Here is a 20,130-nt window from a genome sequence, read left to right as displayed (position 1 = left end):
AAGGCTTCAGGAGCCCATCCATGCGCCGTTCGCCCGCCGTTCTGGTCTTTGCCGCCGTCGCCCTGCTGGGCGCCTGCAACAAACAGCAGGCGGCCTCCTCGGCGCCGGAACAGGCCGCCGCGCCGGCTGCGACGCCCAGCGAGCCGACGCCGGAGCAGGCCAAGGCGATCCTGGCGACCCTGCCGGCCGCCTACCAGAACGCCGACCTGGAGAACGGCAAGCACAAGTTCGCCCAGTGCGCCGCCTGCCATACCGCCACCCAGGGCGGGCCGAACATGACCGGGCCGAACCTCTACGGCGTGTTCGGGCGCAAGGCCGGGAGCAAGGCCGACTACGACTATTCCGATGGCATGAAGGCCCAGTCGTTCACCTGGGACGCCGACCACGTCAACACCTGGATCACCGACCCGCGGGCCATGATCGCGAACACCAAGATGACCTTCGCCGGCCTGAAGGACCCCAAGGACCGGGCGGATCTGATCGGCTACCTGGCGGTTCAGACCACGCCGGCCAAGTAAAGCCTAAGCGTCATACCCCGGCAGCGCGCGGTCCAGCGAGCGCAGGGCGCCCGGCCAGGCCAGCATGCCGATGGCGCCCATGCCGCGGCTGATCTGGCTCGACACTTCGGCCTGGGCCGCCTGCGGCGCGATCAGCACCTTGTCGCGGCCGGCCGACAGGGCCATCACCTGCTGCTTGCAGGCGCGCTCCAGGTAGAACATGCCCATCCAGCACTCCGCCGCGGTCGAGCCGGCCGACAGGGTGCCGTGGTTGCGCAGCAGCATCAGGTTCTTGGTCCCGAGGTCGGCGACCAGGCGCTCGCGCTCGTCCAGGTTCAGGGCGATGCCCTCGTAGTCATGATAGGCCAGGGACGGCATCACGATCAGGGCGTGCTGCGACAGGGGCAAGAGCCCCTCGGCCTGGGCGGCCACCGCCACGCCCTGGTCGGTGTGCAGGTGCATGACGAAGTGGGCGTCCTCGCGCGCGGCGTGGATGGCCGAGTGGATGGTGAACCCCGCCGGATTGATGAAGTAGGGCGTCTCCTGGATGATGTTGCCGTCCAGGTCGACCTTGACCAGGGCCGAGGCGGTCATCTCGCCGAAATACATGCCGTAGGGATTGATCAGGAACTGATGCTCCGGCCCCGGCAGGCGGGCGGAGATGTGGGTGAAGATGGCGTCGTCCCAGCCATGCAGGGCCACCAGCCGGTAGAGGGCGGCCAGGTCCACCCGCGCCTTCCACTCCTCCTCGCTGACCTTGCCGCGCAAGGAGGTGATGTTCGCGACTGATCCGTCGGCCATGGCGATCTCCTGAAGATCGAGTAGTTTCAGGTGGGTTATCTGCGATCAGACTCGCGCCCGCAGGGCCCCGCGTCAAGGCCGCGGGCGCCGCTAAACCCTATGTTAGGGTAGTCTTCACGCGAGTCTCACATCTTGTGGGCCTTGGGATTCGCGGAGGATCTGATTGGGCGCCGTGCATTCGGCCCGAGATTTGAGGGAGCTGGCCCGCAGCCGCGCGCCGGCCGATCGCGAGCGCCTGATGCTGGCGATCGCGGATCTCTGCGGCAAGACCCGGCCCAGCCCGAACGACCCGGTGATCCAGGAACTCTTGGGCTCCATCTTCATGAGCCTGGTCGCCGACGCCGAGCACGACATCCGCCTGGCCCTGGCCGAGCGCCTGTCGCACGCCGAATGGCCGCCGGAATCCCTGGTCAACCTCCTGGCCCGCGACGAGATCGAGATCGCCCGGCCGGTGATCGCCACCAGCCCGGTGCTCAAGGACGCCGACCTCGTCCGCATCCTGGTCGAGGCCACGGTCGAGCACCAGATCGAGGTCGCCCGCCGCCCGGCGATCAGCGCGCCGGTGGTGGAATCGATCCTCAGCCAGGCCGAGCCGGCCGTCCTGACCGCCCTGGCCTCAAACGACACCGCCGAGGTCTCGCCCGAGGCCATGGGGGCCCTGGTCGAGGCCAGCCAGCACATCACCGGCATGCGCTCGCCCCTGGTGCGCCACCCGCGCCTGACCGGCGATTTGGCCGAGCGGCTCTATCTGTGGGTCGGCCAGTCGCTGCGCTCGGCGATCGTCACCCGCTTCCGCGTCGATCCCGCAGCGCTCGACAAGGCGCTGGCCGAAGCGGTCGGCGAGGCCCACGCCCATCCGGGCGCCATCAAGGTCGACGGCTGGAAGCCGCTGGTGATCGACGACCAGGACGAGGTCGACATGCGGCTGATCGCCAAGCTGCACGCCGCCGGCCAGCTCAAATCCAGCTACCTGCTGCGGTCCTTGCGCGAACAGCGCATGTCCCTGTTCCGCGCCGCCCTGGCGACGCTGGGCGGCTACGCCCTCAAGGACGTCAAGAAGGCGACCGAGCTCGACCGGCCCGAATACCTGGCCCTGGCCTGCGCCGGGGTGGGCGTCGACCGCAGCGCCTTCGCCACCCTGCTGGGCCTGGTCAGGAACGCCAACGCCGGCAAGCCGGGCGGCGACGCCCAGCGCGCACGCCGCGCCTTCGACGCTTTCCGGCCGGATCAGGCCGATCTGGCGGCCGCCGCCTTCCGCAAAGCCATTTCCGAGGTTTGACAAGCGCCATCAGGGCGGCTCATGTCATTCGGCCATGACCCGCGCCCCCCGATGAACGTGCGTCCCGCCAAGATCACGCGCCTGGCCTTCGTGGCCAGCGACCGGCCGGACGCCCAGGCGGCCCGGGCCCGTCTCGCCGAACGCTATGGCGACCTCGCCGAAAGCGAGGCCCAGGTCGTCGTGGCCCTGGGCGGCGACGGCTTCATGCTCGAGACCCTGCACCGCAACCTCGGCTCCGACCGGCCGATCTACGGCATGAACCAGGGCTCGGTCGGCTTTTTGATGAACGAATATGTCGAGGACCGGCTGCTGGAGCGGATCAACGCCGCCGAGCCGGCGGTGATCCATCCCCTGGCCATGGTCGCCACCGGCCGCGACGGCGTGCGCCAGTCGGCCCTGGCGATCAACGAAGTCTCGCTGCTGCGCCAGACCCGCCAGACCGCCAAGCTGCGCATCATCATCGACGGCAAGGTGCGCATGGACGAGCTGGTCTGCGACGGGGTGCTTTTGTCGACCCCGGCGGGCTCGACCGCCTACAACCTTTCGGCGCACGGCCCGATCATTCCCCTCGATGCGCGTGTGCTCGCCCTGACCCCGATCAGCGCCTTCCGGCCTCGCCGATGGAGGGGCGCGCTTTTGCCGCACACGGCCAAGGTTACCGTAGAAGTAGTGGAGGCGGACAAGCGGCCGGTCTCGGCCGTGGCCGACAACTACGAAGTCCGCGACATAGAACGCGTTGAAATCGTTGAAAATCGCGATTTGAAACTGGCGATGCTGTTCGACGCCGGACGCGGATTGGAAGAGCGAGTGCTCGCCGAGCAGTTCACCGACTAGGGCCGGTCTCACCACTTGTTAAGGTTGGGATGGGAAAGTTCTGTGGCTAGTTTATCGGCCAACAGATTCGGCGTGCCCAGTGGAGAATCGCCCGTGAGCCATCAGCCTGCCCAGATGATACCACCGTCGAATAATCTCAAGCTGAAACTTGGGGGTCGGCTCGGTGGAATCGATCCTGCGGCGCTGGCCAAGGCCGAAGCGGCGCTCAAGGGCCTGTCCTCGAACTTCGACCAGTGGATGCAGGACGAGCTGACCAAGCTGGACGCCGCCCGCGAGAAGGTCCGCGCCGAGGGCTACAACGCCGAGACCGCCGAGACCCTGTATTTCCGCGCCCACGACCTGAAGGGCCTGGGCTCGACCTATGGCTACCCGCTGGTGACCCGCATCGCCGCCTCCCTGTGCCGCCTGACCGACGACCCGGTGACCCGCCTCAAGGCCCCCCTGTTCCTGGTCGACGCCCACATCGACGCCATCAAGGCCGCCGTCCGCGGCAACGTCCGCGACGATGACCACCCCACCGCCAAGGTGCTGCTGGGCGAGCTGGAAAAGCAGGTCAAGGAATACGAGGCCTGAGGGCCGGATCTCCAAGCTTCCTTCCACACAGGTTCCACAAACCCTTCTCCGGCCCCCGGGGAAGGGTTTTGTGTTCCTCCCCCACCCCCGTCATCCCGGCCGGAGGCCCGCGCAGCGGGCTGGAGAGCCGGGACCCAGCAGTTCCGGTCTCGACGCGAAATGATCGCAGCGTCGAGGCTAGTGCGGCTGGGTCCCGGCTCTACGCGCTCTATCGAGCGCTCCGGCCGGGATGACGAAGTTAGGGGGGAGGTAGAAGGGAAATCACGGCGCCCCAGCCATAGGCGGCGGCCTGAACAGCCGCACATAGGCCCCGTCCGACGCCACGAACGGCGAGGTTTCATCGCCGCTCGCCATCTCCTCGACGGCCCAGGCCTCGCGGGCCAGATGCACCCAGTTCACCGGAATCTCCAGATCCCGGCAGATCATCTCGATCACCACGCCGATCGGCTGGGAGAGCACATCGCCATAGATGTCCTCGTCGGATAGCCGCTCCCAGGCCCGCCCACAGAGCCGCTCGGCCTTCCAGGCCGTGGTTTCATCATCCGCCACTACGCGATTGACGATCCGCGCGATCCGCCGCCGACGCCGCTCCAGCGGGTCTTCCGCCGCCACTTTCTCAGCCGGGGGCGCCTTCCCGGCCTCCAGCGTCGTCAGGTCTTTGATCACCTTGCTCTGCAAGGCGAGCGTCAGCCGCACCGCCCGCGTGACCTTCTGGAACGCCCGGTCCAGTCCCTCGACATCCCCGGCGCCCGCCGCGGCCTCGACCGTCCTCTGGGCCAGGGCTTCGGCCATCCGCGTCCCCGCCTCGGCCAGCCGATCCAGGAACGCCACCTGCCGCTCCGCCACCCCACGCGCCATCGCCGCGGTGGACACGGGGTCCGCCGCGGTGGCGTCGTCGAAGTCGGAGGGTTCTGGTTGATGCATGATGTGACAAATAGGAACATTTTTCGGCAAGCTTGTCAAGAACACCCCCACCCGCGAGCGGACCTGCGTGCGCCATCCGCCCAAAGCATGGCAGGATCGCCGGGGACTCGGGGGAGAGCGCGCATGTCCGCCGTCTACGACCAACTGAACGACAAGCTGATCGATTTCATCCGCCGCCAGAAGCTGTTCTTCGTGGCGTCGGCGCCCCTGTCGGCGGAGGGGTCGGTCAACCTCTCGCCCAAGGGCTATGACAGCCTGGCCGTCATCGACCCCAGGACGGTCGCCTATCTCGACCTCGGCGGCTCGGGCATCGAGACCCACGCGCACCTGCGCGAAAACGGGCGCATCACGCTGATGTTCTGCGCCTTCGAGGGACCGGCGATGATCCTGCGCCTGTATGGACAGGGCGAGGCTTGCGGCTTCGACGAGCCCGGCTTTGCGGAGAGGATGAAGCTCTTTCCCGCTTTCGAGCGCGCCCGCGCGGTCATCACCGTGCGCCTCACCCGGATCGCCGACAGCTGCGGCTGGGGCGTTCCCTTCTTCGATTTCAAGGGCGAGCGGGACCAGCTGCGACGCTGGGTCGACGCAAGGCCGCACCCCGAGTGGGCGGCGCGGCGCTACGAAAGCAACGCCGCCTCCATAGACGGCCTCCCCGGCCTCTCGCCCCCAGGCGGAGCGACATGATCTCTGCCGCCGGGCCGGCGCAGGAGGCCGCTTCGAGCTCTTTAACCGGCCGTGACCCTGCTTCAGAACCTCGCCGTTCGACGGCGCCGCGACCTTGCCGCCCCATAGCGGACCTCCCCAAGGGAGGAGATGGGTGGAAAGGGGGCGTATGATCAGGTAGTCGTGATTTGGCGCGGAAAGACGATAGCTTTCGAAGATCGAGGATATAGCGTGGCAATTCCCAAGACGCGCTCTGGCATGATTATATTTGCAACATGCTTTCTTTTAGGTCTCGGCATGTTGATTGCTGGATTGGTGATGCCGCCTCCGCAATTCGATCAAAACCCTGCAAAAATGTTCGCCGCAGATAAATATAGTGGACCTCCCGATTGCAATCTTACGGGCCTATACGCCGGAGCAATAATTTCCAGTCACTGCGTTACCGAACAAACGATCATAGCCGATCCAAAGAGTTTCGGGCTGGCACGTATTTACCGAGGGGCAAGGATAATTCGGATTGGAAACGATGCCGGCGTGGTTCAATGCTACATTAACAAGTGCAATGTCTGGCGAGTCGCACACAATAAGTTCTTCCAGCCGGGCTTGAACTCACAATAACCCACGCCCCTTCATGTTCCACCCGTTGGCGCGAACTTCCGCTTGGGGTCGATTCTCACCGTTAGGTCGGCGCCGGTAACTTGCCATTGGCCGACTGCGAGACGTCCGTGCCGGATTCGGGCGCTCCCAACGGCGACTGCGGGTGGCGAGCGGCCTTTCGGCCCGCTTGACTGTGACGCCTAAGGTCGCAGAACTCGCCAAGATGATCGCAGCCGGAGATGGTGGAGAAGGTTATGACAGCGCCCGGCGCTCTTGAGTTGCTCATATCGTTGGAGCAGCAAATTATTGATCCTGCGACGCGCCATTCACCTCACGTATTCGCGTCGATCCTGGCGGATGATTTTCTCGAGTTCACCGCGTCTGGCCAGGTTTATCAAAAAGAATCCGTCATTTCGGCCTTAACCGCAGAGAACGTCGGCGCGTGGGCGGAGATGAGCAATGATGGATTTGAACTCAGGCCCCTCGCCGAGGGCGTGGTTCTGTTGACTTACTGCCATTTGCGGAGACGAGAAGGCGTCGCAGACGCCCGCTCGCTGAGAAGCTCCATTTGGAAATTGGTCGGCGATCGGTGGCAGTTGGTCTTTCATCAGGGCACGCCCACGTGCGCCGAATGATCCATGATTGATCGGAACCGGCGACTTCTCACTCTGATGACGGCTATAGCTCGCCCGACAAGCCGGGCGCCGAAAGTCGCCGTTGAACGCTGTCCACGCGTCATGGCCAGATCAAAACGCCCCTCGCCCCGAACGGTGACTGGCAGCTGCACGGCCACTAGCAACGGCTACCAGTCTCCCGCCATGGAGCCCAGGTCCCAGCCCTGGCGTTACAGGTTCCGCCCCGCACACCCATCAGATCGAGCCCCCCCTTGAGCACCCTGCCGACCATGGATCCCCCTGCAAGACGCGGCCTGCTGCCCGCGGCGGCTTCGATCGCGATCGCCCTGGCGGTCGGGGCTGTCGGGGGCTTCGCCACGCATTCGAGCGTGGGCAGCTGGTACGCAACCCTGGCCAAGCCGTCCTTCAACCCGCCCAACGCCGTGTTCGGGCCGGTCTGGACCATGCTCTACGTCCTGATGGCCCTGGCGGCCTGGCGCGTCTGGCGCACCGGTCCCCGCAAAGCGGTCGGCTTGCCGCTCGGCCTCTACGCCGCACAGCTCGCCCTGAACCTGGCCTGGTCGCTGATCTTCTTCGGCCTGCGTCAGCCGGGGCTCGCGCTGGCGGACATCGCCGCGCTCATGGCCCTGGTGATCGCGACTACCATCGCCTTCCTGCGGATCGACCGTCCCGCCGGCCTGATCATGATCCCCTACGCCGCCTGGGTGGCCTTCGCGTCGGCCCTCAATTTCGAGATATGGCGGCTCAACTAACGCGCCAGGTCTCGGAACAAAAGCGCCGATCACTTTCGCTATAATTGAAAATTAAGTTCGCCGCACACGGCGCGGCGCCTATGGTGCGGCCATGCCCCTGCTGATTGCAATCGCCTGCGCCCTGGTCACCTCCGTCGCCGCCCTGCTGGCCCGCTTTGGGCCTTGAGGGGACGGCGCTGTGATCGTCGAGGGCCGCTCACGCCTCGCTCGCCGTCCGCCAACCCGCCCAGCAGATCGCCAGCATGATCAGGTTGCCGCCTAGGTCCGAGGCAAAGCCGATTTCGGTCAGGATCGGCCTGGCCAGATAGAAGTAAGCGTCAAAGGCGAAGAAGGGCAGCAGGCCGATCCCGTAGGCGAGGAAGGTCGTGCGGCTGAACCGCGAAAACACCGCGAACAGGCCGGCGATCATCGCCTGCGCGCCGAAGCAGCCGGCGAGGATCGGGACGATCACCGCCTGCGACTGGAACTGCGGCCGGACGCACAGCGCCAACATGCTGGCCGGCGCCACGACGCACCAGCCTCCGAGGCCGAAGAAGACGGCGCCCAGACCGATTTGCAGCGATCGGGTCGACACACCCGCCCGGCGCGCCACCCCCCTACCCCCTGATCGCCGCCAGCGGCTCCGCCACCGCGCCGTAGCCGGCGTCCGGCGGGATCACCAGCACCTGCTCGCCCTCGCGGCTCTCGACCTTGGGCAGCACGGTCACCAGGGTCCGCGCCCCTGCCCGGCGCACGGCGTCCTCGCCGCTCTCGGCCTCGGCCAAGAGCTGCAGGTTCATCCGGGTGGGGAAGATCACCGTGCGCTCGCCGGCCTGGGCCAGGCGGATCGCCTCGCCCGGGGCGATCCATTCGGCGTCCACCGTCTCCCAGCCGTCGCAGACCGCCAGCTGATCGCTGTTGGCGCGCACCACATAGAACCAGGTGTCGAACCGCTTGGGCATCATGGTCGGCGTGATCCAGCGGGCGAACACGGTCAGGGCCGGCAGGTCCAGGCGCAGGTCAAGCTCGCGCACCAGGCCCATCAGGCTCTCCTCGCCCTTGGAAACCGCCGCCCGGGCCGCCGCCGCGCGCTCGTCGCCATGGAACACGTCACCGGAGGGATGCCGCGCCACCAGGATGCTGGCCTCCTCGAAGGCCTCGCGGATCGCGGCGATGCGCAGGGGCCGCTCGTCCGCCGGGGTCTCGGCCCAGCCGACGCTCAGGGCCTCCCAGGCCGGATCGTGGTCGCTGGGGTCGGTCTTGCCGCCCGGAAACACCAGGGCGCCCGAGGCGAAGTCGATCTGGTGATGGCGCTTGACCATCAGCACCTCGAATTCCGGCTGGTCCCGCACCAACAGGATGGTCGCCGCCGGCCGGACGGTCGCTGGTTCGCTCATGCTTGTTTCCTCCGTTGCCGCCATGGTGGCGGAGCGACGCAGGGGAGATCAAGCATCCTGATCCCGCTCATCCCCGCGCAGGCGGGCGGCGCCAGCTCGGCGGCCGCACAAAAACTCCTCATCCTGAGGCGCCCGCGCAGCGGGCCTCGAAGGACGCAGCGGCGGCTCCGTGCGTCCTTCGAGGCTCGCCGCTACGCGCCGAGCGCCTCAGGATGAGGAAGGTTTGTAGCCCGGCCGGGCCTCACACGTACTGGAACGCATCCGGCTCCGCCGCCGGGCCGGGCTCGCCCACGGCGCGGTCCATGCGGCCGATCTCGGCGCGCAGGCGGTCCAGCTTGTCCATCAGGTAGTCCATGTCCTCCGGCGCGGCGGCGCGGGGCTGGGTCAGGAAGCGCTCCAGAAGCCGCTCCTGGTAGCGCTCGGCGTCCAGCTCGCCGCCCTCGGCCTCCATGGTGTGATAGGCGTCGACCCCGGCGCGGAAGCAGGAATAGAGCCGGGGCGGCAGTTCGGCCCGGTCGTAGATGGCGCGCAGGCCCAGCGGGCCGGCGTCATGCACCATCAGCCAGGTCCGGTGATGCGGCACGCCGGCGAGCTCCGACAGGCCCCATTCGAAGAAGGTCATGTGCCCCTGCACCAGCGCGCGCAGCAACAGCGACGCGGTCAGCCGCCCGCCGGCCTTCAGGTGGCGGGTGAAGCTGCGCACGTCCGGCGCCCGGCCGGCCTGGTCCACCAGGTCGACGGTGGCGCGCTCGCGGCTGCCGGTGGCGATCTCCAGCGCCAGGTCCGGCGGCAGGGCGTGGTGGTTGATCAGGTGGTCGCGCAGCTCGTCGCCGACCACGGCGATCAGCTTTTCGGTCACCGCCAGCGGCAGCACCCGGCGATAGGCCACCGCCGCCAGCACCGCCTCGGACTTGGAGAAGCGCTCGACCACCGCCTGCAGGGTGCGGTCGGCGAAGCGGGCGTTGTCGTTGGCGCAGGCCGTCTTCACCGCCTGCTCCACCCCATGCTCGACGATGGTGGTGGTGACCTTTTCCGACAGCTTGGGCCGGCTGGCGATCGCCACCTGGCGCACCGGCCCGCCGATACGCACGATCTCCACCAGGTCGGCGTCGGTGAAGGCGGGCGAGAAGGACAGGATCGGCAGGGCGATGCTCTCGACGTCGCGGGCCAGCTGCATGGCCACGTCGCGCGGCACCAGGGGCGACTCGCGCAAGGTGACGGCCAGCGCCTTGCGCACCAGCTCGGCGGCGTCCCCGGCCATGATGCGCAGGATGTCCTGGGCCTTGGCGCGATCCTCGTCGTCCAGGTCGGCCTGATCCATGCGGCTACAGATCTTCTGCGCCGCACTGGCCCTGGCGTCGGGCGTGTCGCCCTTCACCAGCATTCGGATGTCGATGTCGGTCAGCGCCGCGCGCGTCATCGCCATCGCCTGCCCCCCAAGTATCCCGTAGCCCGAGAGAGGTCGCTCTCGGGCGCACCATGGCCCCGGCGTGCTTAACGATTGCTTGTGACTACGGCTCCGCTGGGCCTTGTTAACCGCGTCTTTTCACGACGTTGGAACCCGGTCCGGCTAGCCTGGCGGGGTTTAGGGCGTCGGAGGCGTTAGTCTTGTCGAAACTGCGGCCAAACGCCTCAAGCGGCCGGGATGCTGGCGGCCCAAAGACGGGCGCCCTCGACACCGGGGCCTCGGGCGCCATGGCCCTGCAGGCGCTGGACGCCCAGGCGGCCCTGCTCCCCTATGCCCTCGCCCTGTTCCTGATCGCCCTGCCGATCTTCGCCTGGGCCTGCAGCTATGCGGCCAACCGCCTGTGGATGGCCGGCAGCCTTTTGATCTTCGCCGTCAACTGGGCGGTGTTCTACGCCGCCGTCGACATCTTCAAGCGCCATCCTGAGCGGCGGGCCGAGATCGGCCTTCGCGCCCGCATCCAGGTCGTCGCCGGCCTGCTCTGGGCCGGCGCGGTGGCCCAGGTCGCGGTCCTGGGCCTGCACGCCGGGCCGGGGCGCGAGGCGATCGAGCTGGTGGCCGTGGGCGGGGCGGCCGCCTGCATCTTCTTCGCCTCGCCCTACCTGCCCAGCCTGCTGATCGTCGGCCCGACCGCGAGCGCCGCGCCGGTGCTGGCGCTGATGCTGGACCCCGGCACCCGGCCGATGGGCCGGGTGGCCCTGGGCGCCATCGCCCTGGTCCTGGCCCTGTCGCTGATCTTCAACCGCCTGCTGCGCCGCCAGTTCGCCCTGGCCACGGAGCGCGAGGCGCTGATGGCCGAGCGGGCGCGATCGCTCGACCACGCCGAGGCCCTGGCCCGGTCCAAGTCGGACCTGGTGGCCACCCTGTCGGACGAGATCCGCAACGGCCTGACCGGCGTCGTCCACGTGCTGACCGCCGCCGTCAACGCCGGCGCCCGCAGCGGCCCCTCGCGCGAGCAGATGGCCGCCGCCCTGGCCTCGGCCCAGGACCTGATCCAGGCCCTCAACGCCACGCTGGACACCGAGGCCGCCGAGGCTGGCCGCCTGACCCTGGAAACCCGCCCGTTCGATCCCGCCAGGCTGCTGATGGAGATCGTCGGCGCCTACCGCCCGATAGCGGCTGCAAAGGGCTTGGAACTCTCCTGCCACGTCGAGGAGGGCCTGGCCGGCGCCGCGGTGGGCGACCCCGCGCGGGCGCGGCAGGTGGTCGCCAACCTCGTGGCCAATGCGGTCAAGTACACCGTTCGCGGCCGGGTCGAGATCCGCGCCGAGCGCCTGGGCGAGGACCGCCTGCGCCTGGAAGTGGCCGACACCGGCCCCGGCCTTGCGCCCGACGAGATCGCCCGCGCCTTCGAGCCCTTCAAGCGCGTGCCCCGCACCGCCGTGGGCGTCTCCGGCGCCGGCCTCGGCCTGTCCCTGTCCAAGCGCCTGGCCGAAATGATGGGCGGCGCCCTGACGGCCGAAAGCGCCGTCACGGTGGGCAGCTGCTTCCGCTTCGACCTGCCGTTCGACGCCGAGGCCGCGCCGGCCGCTGGCGGCAAGAGCAGCGAGGCGAGCGAGCGGGCCCTGCGCATCCTGACCGCCGACGACGACGCCCTGGCCTCGGCCATGCTGCGCGCGGTGCTGGAGCAGCTGGGCCACCAGGTGCTGCACGCCAATGACGGCCGCAGGGCCTTCGAGCTGGCCCAGACCTGCGACCTCGACCTGGTCCTGCTGTCCGCCCGCCTGCCGGAAATGGATGGGCCGGAGGTGGTGGACGCCCTGCGCAGCCTGGACCGCCCCGTCGCCTCCGCCCCGATCGTCACCCTGATCGACGGCGATGCGGAGGAGGCCAGGGCCTGCCTCAAGGCCGGGGCCAACGGCATCCTGCGCCGGCCGGTCAATGTCGGCTCGGTCGCCCGGGCCATCGCCAAGGCCATGCGCGAAGGCGAGGCCCCGCCGCAAAAGCTGGCTCAGATCGCCTGAAGCCTTCCCTTTCCGTCCGCGTCAAAGCACCATGGCGAAAAAGGACGGAGGGACGCGGACGTGCTCGAGGGATTGAAGGTCGTCGAACTGGCCAACTACATCGCCGGCCCCGCCACCGGGGCGGTGCTGGCCGACTGGGGCGCGGACGTGATCAAGGTGGAATCGCCCGCCGGCGACCCGCATCGCCGCTTCTTCGCCCACCTGACCGACGGCTCGGAAGGCAATCCGGTGTTCGACATGGACAACCGCGGCAAGCGCTCGGCGGTGCTGGACATCACCACCGAGGCCGGACGCGAGGCCATGCTGCGCCTGTTCGAGCAGGCCGACGTGTTCGTCACCAATGTACGACCGGCGGCGCTGAAGCGCGCGGGGCTGGACTACGAGGCCGTCGCCGCGCGCTGCCCGCGGCTGATCTACGCCAGCATCACCGGCTATGGCCTGGAGGGCCCCGAGGCCGACAAGCCGGGCTTCGACGTCGCCGCCTTCTGGGCCCGCTCGGCCATGGCCTCGCTGACCGCGCCCAAGGGCATGGAGCCGTTCCCCCTGCGCACCGGCGTCGGCGACCACACCTGCGCGCTGGCCACCGTCTCGGCGATCCTGGCGGCGGTGATCGAGCGCGGCCGCACCGGCCACGGCCGGCTGGTGGAGAACTCGCTGATCCGCACCGGCGTCTACGCCATGAGCACCGACCTGGCGATCCAGCTGAAGATGGGCCGCATCGCCTCCACCCGCCCGCGCGAACAGGCGATCAGCCCTCTCGCCAATTTCTTCCGCACCTCCGACGGACGCTGGCTTTGCGTCGTGCCGCGCGAGAACGGCGCCGACTGGCCCAATATCGCCCGGGCGGCGCGGGTCGAAGCCCACGTCGACGACGAGCGTTTCGCCAGCGGCCGGGCGCGGCGGGCCAATGCGGCGGCCCTGGTCGGGCTGATGGACGAGGCCTTCGCGCAAATGACCCAGGCCGAAGCCGGCGCGCGCCTCGACGCCGAGGACGTGGTCTGGGCCCCGATCGCCACCCCGGCGGAGCTGTCCCAGGACCCGCAGGCCGAAGCGGCGGGCTGCTTCGTCGCCATGCCTGACGGTCACGGCGGAACCTATCGCGCCCCCGCCTCGCCGGCCCGCTTCCCGGGCGCCGACGACGGCCCCAAGGGTCCCGCTCCCGGACACGGCCAGCACACGCGCGAAATCCTCGCCGAGATCGGCTTCGCAGGCGCGGAGATCGAGGCGATGTTCAAGGAGGGGGCGGCGGCGTAGTTCGTGCTGAGTCCGGATTGATCTGAATTTTCAACCGCTCATCCCGGCGAATGCCGGGACCCAGATCCTATGGCGCAGGCTTTCGGTCAGAGGCCACAAGGAAGTATCCGCCCGCCCGGCGCTTTACGATCTGGGTCCCGGCATTCGCCGGGATGAGCGGAATTTGGGAGTAGTGAGTTTGGCAAATCTCAACCCGCTTCAGCCGCCGCTGCTGCGGCCGTGGCGGGCGTCGGATAACACGCGCAGCATGTCCGCCGAAAACAGGGAGTTGGCGACGCCGGACCCGCCGCCGGAGCCGCTCATGTCGGGCATCTGCGGCCCGCGCAGCACCATCTCGATCATCGCCTCCTCCTGGGCCGTGCGGTCCAGGCGGCGGGCCGAGGCGTATTGCAGGAAACCCTGGTCCTGGCTGGGCGCCGCCTGCTGGGCCACGGCCGAGAAGTGCGCCGGCTCGCCGGACGAGGCGTGGGTCAGGTTGGCGTAGAGCTCGCCCACCGTGGCGGCGTGGCCGTCGCGATAGAAGATGCTGTGGTTGGAAGCGGCGGCCTCGGGGAACAGCGAAGCGGCCTTGGTGTTCGGGCTGGTCTGCACCGCCTCGATCAGCTTGGCCGAGCCCTGCGGCCCCAGGAAGTGGGCGGCGTAGAGCTCGCCGGCGGTGGGGTTGCGCCCCACCCGCCCGCGCAGATAGGCCGCATGGTCCGAGGTCAGCTCGCCGGCCATCAGAGAGGCGGCGTGCGGATCGAAGCGCAGGTCCATCACCGCCTTGCGCGCCTCGGCGCCGTCAATGCGGTAGCGGCCGTCCGATCCCTGCTGGATCAGGTCGGCGTAGCGGGCGTAGCCGTACTTGGCGCCGTGCTTCTTCAGCGTCGACATCCAGGTCTGCTCGACGAACTGGAACAGGCCCGCAGCCGTTGACGAGCCGGCCTTGGCCCCGGGATTATAGCCGCTCTCGCGCTTGGCGGCGCCCAAGAGGAAGCCGAAGTCCACCCCGGTCGCGCTCGACGCGCGCTGGATGGCCGCTTCCACGGCGCCCTTGATTGATTCCACGGCCATGACGGCAAGCCTCGGCAATCATGGTTAAGCGGCGATTAACCATGTTTCGGCGACCCGCGGGAACAGTATCCGGAACACCCGGGAAAACCTCCCATTTACAGCCCAGCCGCCCGGACGGACCCTTCCCCTCAACAATAATCAGGGGCGGAGGATCTTCCCATGATCGCGGTCAGTAGCAATCCTGGCGGCTTCGACTTCATGCGGGCCATAGACAAGCCGCAGCGCCGCAAGCTTTCGCGCACAGCTGTACTGGGTATCGGCGCCTCGGTGTTGTTTCACGTCGCCGTCCTTGGCTCCCTGTACCTGATCAAGGTGGAATATGGGAAAGAAAGCGCGCAGCCCGACGATCCGCCGCCTGTGGTCCTGACCAGGACCCAGCTCTTGCCGCCCGATCCCGCGCCGCAGCCCGTCACGCAAAATCGCGTCGTCACGCCGCACCCGACGCCAGAGCTGCCCGCCGACGCGAAGGTCGTCACCATTCCCATTCCGCCGCAGGTCGACCAACACCTGGTCGAAACCGGGCCGGTCGAGATCGCCAGGTACACGCCGCCGCAGCCGCCGAGCACCGGGCCGAAGTCCATCACCGACCCCACCTGGATCAGCCGGCCGAACGGCGACCAGCTCACCCGCTTCTATCCGCCGGCCGCCCTGGAGCAGGGCCGCACAGGCCTCGCGGTCCTCAGCTGCACCGTCAACGCCGGCGGCCGCCCCATGGCCTGCCGCGTGGTCCAGGAGACCCCCGCCGGCGCCGGCTTCGGCCCCGCCGCGGTCAAGCTCTCCGCCTTCTTCAGGATGAGCCCACGCACCGAGGACGGCGAGGCGGTGGACGGCGGCGTGGTGCAGATCCCGATCCGCTTCAGCCTGGACGAGTGACCTCGGTCGCCCGCCAGGCTCGGTAGGCGGCATTCCGCATCGAAACCGACACAGCGGCAATGTATGGTCGCTCGTGTCGGGCCTCGCGTTCGCGCGAAACCCAGGCGCTGTGAGGCGCCTTGGGCCTTTTTGCGACGCAATCGTCCGACCGTGGCGCCAAACGGCGCGATGCGCGTTCAAGTCCGGTCAACCAGGCGACTATAGACTGGGGGGCCGACGGGCGCGCCGCGAGCCGTTCGCCGGATGGGGCTTAATTGCGGATACCTGTATGTCGACGCGTGACGAGATCTGGCTGGTCGATTGCTCGCTGTTCAGCGCGGCCTATGACTTCCATCTGGGATCGGCCCTGGCCGAGGGCAAGCGCCCGATCCGGCTCCTGGCCCGGCCCATTCGCCCGCTGGAGGTCCCGCCGCCCACCGACCTGATCTACGACGCCTATTTCTACCGCGCCACCGAACCCCTGATGCGGATGAAGAACAAGTGGGCGCAGAAGGTGGCGCGCATGTTCAAGGGGCTGGAGCACCTTTCCGGCCTGGTGCGTCTGACCGCGCGCGTCTGGCGCGACCGTCCGCTGCTGGTGCACCTGTTCTGGACCACCCTGCCCAACGCCGACCGCATCGCCATCCGCATGATCCAGAAGGTGTGCCCGGTGCTGGTGACGGTGCACAACTCGATCCCGCTGCACGGCCACCGGCCGCTGTTCAACACCCATGACGACTATGTGCGGGTCTATCAGCAGGCGGACCTTCTGATCGCCCACGCCGAAAACACCAAGAAGGTCATGTTGGAATGGGGCCTGGACCCCGCCCGTATCGACATGATCACCCACCCGCCCCTGCATTTGCAGGTCGGCGGCGCCGAAGAAGTCCAGCGCAAACCCGGCCGCTTCCGCGTGCTCTTGTGGGGCGCGGTCAAACGCTACAAGGGCGTGGAGGACCTGGTCGAGGCGGTGATCCGGGCGCGGAAGATCGTGCCGGAAATCGAGCTGCACATCGTCGGCAAACCCTTCTACGACATCAGTGAGACCATCCAGAAGGTGAAGGACCAGGGGCAGGAGGACCACATCACCTTCGACCTCGAGTTCAAGACCGAGGAGGCGCTGGACGCCGAGATCCGCGCCTGCGACCTGATGGCCCTGCCCTATCACGAGATCGACGCCAGCGGGGCCTTCTCCACCAGCCTGGGCTACCAGAAGGCCTTCATCATGAGCGATGTCGGCTATTTCTCGCTGCTCAAGGTGCCCGACGCGGTGCGCGAGCACGCCTTCATCCAGATGCGCGACATCGACGCTCTGACCCGCAACCTGGTCACCCTGGCGACCCGGGCGGACATCTACCAGGCCAATGTCGACGCCTTCGAAGAGGTCAACCGCTCCTATTCGAGCTGGAGCGAGGTCGGCAAGTCGCTGAACGCGATCTACGACCGCGTCCTCGCCGAGCGCGGCCAGGGCGCCCTGCAGGCCCCCAGCCCCGCCCAGGCGGTCAGCGGTTGACCAGGGCTCCGATGCCGCCGCCGAGGTCGGGCGCGAAATAGGGTTTGCCGGCGGCGAAGTTGGCCGGCAGCGGTGCGTCCGGGAACCGGTGATGGTAGACCTCGGCCCAGGCGATCTGCGCCTTGTTGAAGCTTCCGTCCGGCTTGTAGAACGACTCCTGCCGCACGCCGCTCTTGGCCTCGACCTGCGACGGGTCGTCCACCGCGCGCAGGGCGAAGTCGGCGATTCGCCGAACCGCCCCGTTGCATGCGCCATAGAGGTCCTGGCCATTGGCCGCGGCCAGCTCGGCGGTGATCACCAGGGGTTCGGCGGCGTAGAGCGAATAGAGCCTGGCCCGGGCCGCCCGGCCGATCTCCCGCGGCAACGCCCCGTCGCCGTCGGCCTCGCAGGCCACCACCTTGGCGCTTTCGACGCCCCAGCGCAGCAGGCTGGGATCGTTGGTGGCCACGCCGGTCGCCGCGGTGGCCAAGGCGGCCCAGGCCCGATGGTTGTTGTGGTTGACCATCGAATCCGGCGGCAGGCTGCGCCAGTGCTCCAGGCTGTCCTCGGCCAGGCTGTGCAGCCAGTTGGCGATGCGCCGCCGCTGGTCGGGATCGCCGGTGTTCAGTCCCCGGACCTGCATGAAATCGATCGCCAGGGCCGAGATCATGTTGGCGCGAAACAGGTGGGCGTCATGGTTGGTGAGTTGCGAGACCGCGTTCTGGCTCGCCCAGCTGTCCATCATCGCCAGGGCGCAGGCCCCGGCTGCCTCGTTGGCCCCATTGCTCATGGTGTAGCGGCCGGCCTGGACGTCGACGGCGACGTAGAAGTCGCGGATCGGCTTCACCAGGGCGTCCACCGCGGCCTCGGCCTGCAGATCGAGATGCGAGAAGGTAGGATCGCCCTTCTTGTACGGCGAATCGACGTGCAGCGAGATCGGCGCCGGCGGAACAGCCGGACAGTTGCCGGCGGGCGCGCCCGCCTGGGGCGGCACGGTGCGGAACGGCGGCGAAAGCCTCACCCCCTGGGCCATGGCCGAAGTCGCCGCGCCGGCCAGCAGCGCAGCCAGCAGAATCCCGTTCAGCTTCATCATCTGTGCGCTCCTCGGCTCGGCCCCGGCAGGCTCGCCAGCCAAACACCGGCGCCTAAGCTTGGTTCCCTTAAGTGGCGGTTGTTTGGCCGCCTCGCGCTCGACCTGTGCAACGAAAACCCGACGATGGTCATTTCGTCACCCGAAATCGGCTATGAACCGCAAGGCTCGTTCCCTGCGCTCTTTTCAAGCGGCCCGAAAGTTTCGCAGGATACCGCAGTTGTTCGATGGTTGGGCGCGCGCCGAGCGGTCCGGCCGACTCAAGTTCGAGGCGACCATGATCCTTGACGCGCGCCAGGACGGCGCTCCACGCAGCCTGAAGACCGGCATCGCCATCATAGGCTCCGGCGCGGCCGGCCTGACCCTGGCCCTGGAGCTGGATCGCCTGGGCCTGGACTGCGTGGTGCTGGAGGCCGGCGGCGACGGCTTCGACAAGAGCGCCCAGGAATTCTACCGCGCCGCCTCGATCTCGCCCGAGGACCACGGGCCGGTGCATATGTACCGCCGCCGCGAATTCGGCGGCACTACCTCTATCTGGGGCGGCCGCTGCATCCCCTTCGACCCGATCGACTTCGAAGATCGCCCCTGGATTCCCCGCGGCCGCTGGCCGGTCTCCTATGACGAGGTCGCCGCCCACTACCTGCGGGCGCTGGAAATCTGCAAGGCCGGGCCGAACCTGTTCCGCGCCGAGGAAGGCCTGCCCGGCTCCCAGGCGCCCATGGTCGAGGGTCTGGCGAGCGAGGACGTGATCCTGGACCGCATCGAGCGCTTCAGCGAACCGACCCATTTCGGCCGCGCCTACCGCGAACAGATCACCGCCAGCAAGGCGGTCACCGTGCTGGTCAACGCCGTCGTGGTCGAGATCACCGCCAGCGAAGGCGGGCGGGCGGCGACCGGCGTCCTGGCCAAGACCACCGCTGGCGCGGAGATCCGCATCGAAGCCCCGACCGTGGTGGTCGCCGCCGGCGCGCTGGAGACCGCCCGCCTGCTCCTGGCCTCGCGCTCCGCCAAGGCCTGCGGCCTCGGCAACGAGAAGGACCTCGTGGGCCGCTTCTATCAATCCCACCTCGAGGGCGAGGTCGGCGAGATCCAGTTCAAGGCCGCGGCGGAAAGGGTTCGCCTGGACTACGAGCGCTCGCCCGAGGGAATCTATTGCCGCCGCTACATCTGGCTCTCGCCCGAGGCCCAGCGGCGCGAGAAGCTGGGCGGCCTTCTGATCCGCCCGACCCACGTCTCGATCGCCGACCCCGGCCACGGCAACCCGGTGCTGTCGGCCATGTACATCGTCAAGGACCTGCTGGTTCCCGAATACGGGCGCAAGATGACCTCGACCGAGCGCGAGGCCGCAGGGCGCCTCGCCTCCAGCCGCAGCGCCCTCTTCGCCCGGCACCTGACCAATGTCGTACTGGGTTCGCCCCGGCTGATGGCCTTTGGCCTGAACTGGGTCAGGAAGCGCAACCTCGCCAAGCGCAAGCTGCCGTCCGTGGTGCTGCGGGACGCGCGGGGCCACTACGTCCTCGACGTCAACGCCGAGCAGACGCCGAACTTCGACAGCCGGGTCCATCTCAGCGACCAGCTCGATCCCCTGGGCGTGCCGCGGTTGCACGTCGATTGGCGCACCACGGCCCAGGACCGCGACATGGTCGCCCGCGCCCTGCCCCTGATCCAGAAAGGCTTCGCCACGGGCAAGGCCGCCGAGGTGCAGTTCGGGCGCGCCCCTGCGGACTACGCCGCGCGCCTGACCCGCATCGGCGGCCACCACATCGGCACGGCGCGGATGGCCGCCTCGGCGGACGACGGCGTGGTCGACGCCAACGGCCAGGCCTTCGACTGCAAGGGCCTCTATGTCGCCGGCGCGTCCAGCTTCGCCACATCCGGCTTCGCCAACCCCACCCTGGTCATCGTCGCCCTCGCCTTGCGCCTGGCGCAGCATTTGAAGGATGCTCGCCAGGGCTAGGGCCCGGCGATCAGGATCGGACACCGGTCTGGCCACGGCGCACCCAGCCCGCGGTTCGCAAACCGGAGGAGC

The 20,130-nt window shown here is 68.4% G+C and carries 19 protein-coding genes; 12 read left to right on the top strand and 7 right to left on the bottom strand.

The genetic code is table 11. The annotated features are described in order from the left end of the window. Positions 1 to 20 precede the first annotated feature (20 nt). Positions 21 to 518, top strand: coding sequence for a c-type cytochrome (locus KCG34_RS23295; protein WP_211937979.1), 498 nt, complete (start codon positions 21 to 23; stop codon positions 516 to 518). 3 nt (positions 519 to 521) lie between these two features. Here the strand turns inward: KCG34_RS23295 and KCG34_RS23290 are convergent, their stop codons facing one another. Further along, positions 522 to 1,298, bottom strand: a complete 777-nt coding sequence (locus KCG34_RS23290) for a class II aldolase/adducin family protein (RefSeq protein WP_211937978.1) — start codon at positions 1,296 to 1,298, stop codon at positions 522 to 524. Positions 1,299 to 1,470: 172 nt separating this feature from the next. On the opposite strand from KCG34_RS23290, the gene KCG34_RS23285 reads away from it, so the two are divergent. The 3 genes from KCG34_RS23285 (at position 1,471) to KCG34_RS23275 (ending at position 3,984) form a co-directional block, all read left to right on the top strand. After that, positions 1,471 to 2,577 carry a DUF2336 domain-containing protein gene (locus KCG34_RS23285; protein WP_367576043.1) on the top strand — a complete coding sequence of 369 codons (1,107 nt, stop codon included), beginning with the start codon at positions 1,471 to 1,473 and terminating at the stop codon, positions 2,575 to 2,577. 51 nt (positions 2,578 to 2,628) lie between these two features. Beyond that, positions 2,629 to 3,411, top strand: a complete 783-nt coding sequence (locus tag KCG34_RS23280) for an NAD kinase (protein WP_211937977.1) — start codon at positions 2,629 to 2,631, stop codon at positions 3,409 to 3,411. A 114-nt stretch (positions 3,412 to 3,525) separates the two neighbouring features. Further along, a complete protein-coding gene (locus KCG34_RS23275) occupies positions 3,526 to 3,984 on the top strand; it encodes an Hpt domain-containing protein (RefSeq protein ID WP_211940944.1) in 459 nt (152 codons plus the stop codon). 261 nt (positions 3,985 to 4,245) lie between these two features. On the opposite strand, the gene KCG34_RS23270 is transcribed toward KCG34_RS23275, so the two are convergent. After that, the gene (locus tag KCG34_RS23270) at positions 4,246 to 4,908 is read right to left on the bottom strand and encodes a hypothetical protein (protein WP_211937976.1); all 663 of its coding nucleotides are present in this window, start codon (positions 4,906 to 4,908) and stop codon (positions 4,246 to 4,248) included. Between the two features lie 123 nt (positions 4,909 to 5,031). On the opposite strand from KCG34_RS23270, the gene KCG34_RS23265 reads away from it, so the two are divergent. The 3 genes from KCG34_RS23265 to KCG34_RS23255 all read left to right on the top strand — a co-directional run bounded on the left by KCG34_RS23265 (position 5,032) and on the right by KCG34_RS23255 (position 7,555). Then, positions 5,032 to 5,592 (top strand): pyridoxamine 5'-phosphate oxidase family protein, encoded by a 561-nt coding sequence (locus KCG34_RS23265; protein ID WP_211937975.1) that lies wholly within the window; start codon positions 5,032 to 5,034, stop codon positions 5,590 to 5,592. An 830-nt stretch (positions 5,593 to 6,422) separates the two neighbouring features. Further along, a complete protein-coding gene (locus tag KCG34_RS23260) occupies positions 6,423 to 6,803 on the top strand; it encodes a nuclear transport factor 2 family protein (protein ID WP_211937974.1) in 381 nt (126 codons plus the stop codon). A gap of 251 nt (positions 6,804 to 7,054) precedes the next feature. Next, on the top strand, positions 7,055 to 7,555 hold the full coding sequence (locus KCG34_RS23255) for a TspO/MBR family protein (RefSeq protein WP_249138130.1): 501 nt from the start codon (positions 7,055 to 7,057) through the stop codon (positions 7,553 to 7,555). Positions 7,556 to 7,751: 196 nt separating this feature from the next. Here KCG34_RS23255 and KCG34_RS23250 read toward each other — a convergent pair whose 3' ends face one another. The 3 genes from KCG34_RS23250 to spbR all read right to left on the bottom strand — a co-directional run bounded on the left by KCG34_RS23250 (position 7,752) and on the right by spbR (position 10,357). Continuing rightward, positions 7,752 to 8,129, bottom strand: a complete 378-nt coding sequence (locus KCG34_RS23250) for a hypothetical protein (protein ID WP_211937973.1) — start codon at positions 8,127 to 8,129, stop codon at positions 7,752 to 7,754. Between the two features lie 22 nt (positions 8,130 to 8,151). Continuing rightward, positions 8,152 to 8,931, bottom strand: coding sequence for an NUDIX hydrolase (locus tag KCG34_RS23245; RefSeq protein ID WP_211937972.1), 780 nt, complete (start codon positions 8,929 to 8,931; stop codon positions 8,152 to 8,154). Between the two features lie 241 nt (positions 8,932 to 9,172). After that, complete coding sequence (spbR, locus tag KCG34_RS23240) at positions 9,173 to 10,357, bottom strand: SpbR family protein (protein WP_211937971.1); 1,185 nt, start codon at positions 10,355 to 10,357, stop codon at positions 9,173 to 9,175. A gap of 182 nt (positions 10,358 to 10,539) precedes the next feature. On the opposite strand from spbR, the gene KCG34_RS23235 reads away from it, so the two are divergent. Next, a complete protein-coding gene (locus KCG34_RS23235; RefSeq protein WP_249138129.1) occupies positions 10,540 to 12,360 on the top strand; it encodes an ATP-binding response regulator in 1,821 nt (606 codons plus the stop codon). 60 nt (positions 12,361 to 12,420) lie between these two features. Next, complete coding sequence (locus KCG34_RS23230; protein ID WP_211937970.1) at positions 12,421 to 13,614, top strand: CaiB/BaiF CoA transferase family protein; 1,194 nt, start codon at positions 12,421 to 12,423, stop codon at positions 13,612 to 13,614. A 198-nt stretch (positions 13,615 to 13,812) separates the two neighbouring features. On the opposite strand, the gene KCG34_RS23225 is transcribed toward KCG34_RS23230, so the two are convergent. Next, on the bottom strand, positions 13,813 to 14,667 hold the full coding sequence (locus KCG34_RS23225) for a lytic transglycosylase domain-containing protein (RefSeq protein ID WP_211937969.1): 855 nt from the start codon (positions 14,665 to 14,667) through the stop codon (positions 13,813 to 13,815). 159 nt (positions 14,668 to 14,826) lie between these two features. Between KCG34_RS23225 and KCG34_RS23220 the strand changes: the two genes are divergently transcribed. Together KCG34_RS23220 and KCG34_RS23215 are read left to right on the top strand one after the other, a co-directional pair. Beyond that, positions 14,827 to 15,540, top strand: coding sequence for a TonB family protein (locus KCG34_RS23220; RefSeq protein ID WP_211937968.1), 714 nt, complete (start codon positions 14,827 to 14,829; stop codon positions 15,538 to 15,540). Positions 15,541 to 15,808: 268 nt separating this feature from the next. Continuing rightward, positions 15,809 to 17,032: a glycosyltransferase gene (locus KCG34_RS23215; protein WP_211937967.1), complete on the top strand. Its 1,224-nt coding sequence runs from the start codon at positions 15,809 to 15,811 to the stop codon at positions 17,030 to 17,032. On the opposite strand, the gene KCG34_RS23210 is transcribed toward KCG34_RS23215, so the two are convergent. Beyond that, entirely contained in the window at positions 17,022 to 18,104 is a 1,083-nt protein-coding gene (locus tag KCG34_RS23210) for an alginate lyase family protein (RefSeq protein WP_211937966.1), read from the bottom strand. The genes KCG34_RS23215 and KCG34_RS23210 overlap by 11 nt on opposite strands. 274 nt (positions 18,105 to 18,378) lie before the next feature. Here KCG34_RS23210 and KCG34_RS23205 point away from each other — a divergent pair, with 274 nt between their 5' ends. Then, the gene (locus tag KCG34_RS23205) at positions 18,379 to 20,058 is read left to right on the top strand and encodes an FAD-dependent oxidoreductase (protein WP_211937965.1); all 1,680 of its coding nucleotides are present in this window, start codon (positions 18,379 to 18,381) and stop codon (positions 20,056 to 20,058) included. Positions 20,059 to 20,130 lie beyond the last annotated feature (72 nt).

Origin of the sequence: Phenylobacterium montanum, from assembly GCF_018135625.1 — a bacterium.
Lineage (GTDB): Bacteria > Pseudomonadota > Alphaproteobacteria > Caulobacterales > Caulobacteraceae > Poindextera > Poindextera montana.
Note: the sequence above shows the minus strand (reverse complement) of the source record. Positions and strands in the feature narration are given on the sequence as shown.

Coding starts and splice junctions, on each gene's coding strand:
- KCG34_RS23295 (WP_211937979.1), top strand. CDS start 21: ATGCGCCGTTCGCCCGCCGTTCTGGTCTTTGCCGCCGTCGCCCTGCTG.
- KCG34_RS23290 (WP_211937978.1), bottom strand. CDS start 1,298: ATGGCCGACGGATCAGTCGCGAACATCACCTCCTTGCGCGGCAAGGTC.
- KCG34_RS23280 (WP_211937977.1), top strand. CDS start 2,629: ATGAACGTGCGTCCCGCCAAGATCACGCGCCTGGCCTTCGTGGCCAGC.
- KCG34_RS23275 (WP_211940944.1), top strand. CDS start 3,526: ATGATACCACCGTCGAATAATCTCAAGCTGAAACTTGGGGGTCGGCTC.
- KCG34_RS23270 (WP_211937976.1), bottom strand. CDS start 4,908: ATGCATCAACCAGAACCCTCCGACTTCGACGACGCCACCGCGGCGGAC.
- KCG34_RS23265 (WP_211937975.1), top strand. CDS start 5,032: ATGTCCGCCGTCTACGACCAACTGAACGACAAGCTGATCGATTTCATC.
- KCG34_RS23260 (WP_211937974.1), top strand. CDS start 6,423: ATGACAGCGCCCGGCGCTCTTGAGTTGCTCATATCGTTGGAGCAGCAA.
- KCG34_RS23245 (WP_211937972.1), bottom strand. CDS start 8,931: ATGAGCGAACCAGCGACCGTCCGGCCGGCGGCGACCATCCTGTTGGTG.
- spbR (WP_211937971.1), bottom strand. CDS start 10,357: ATGGCGATGACGCGCGCGGCGCTGACCGACATCGACATCCGAATGCTG.
- KCG34_RS23225 (WP_211937969.1), bottom strand. CDS start 14,667: ATGGCCGTGGAATCAATCAAGGGCGCCGTGGAAGCGGCCATCCAGCGC.
- KCG34_RS23220 (WP_211937968.1), top strand. CDS start 14,827: ATGATCGCGGTCAGTAGCAATCCTGGCGGCTTCGACTTCATGCGGGCC.
- KCG34_RS23215 (WP_211937967.1), top strand. CDS start 15,809: ATGTCGACGCGTGACGAGATCTGGCTGGTCGATTGCTCGCTGTTCAGC.
- KCG34_RS23210 (WP_211937966.1), bottom strand. CDS start 18,104: ATGATGAAGCTGAACGGGATTCTGCTGGCTGCGCTGCTGGCCGGCGCG.
- KCG34_RS23205 (WP_211937965.1), top strand. CDS start 18,379: ATGATCCTTGACGCGCGCCAGGACGGCGCTCCACGCAGCCTGAAGACC.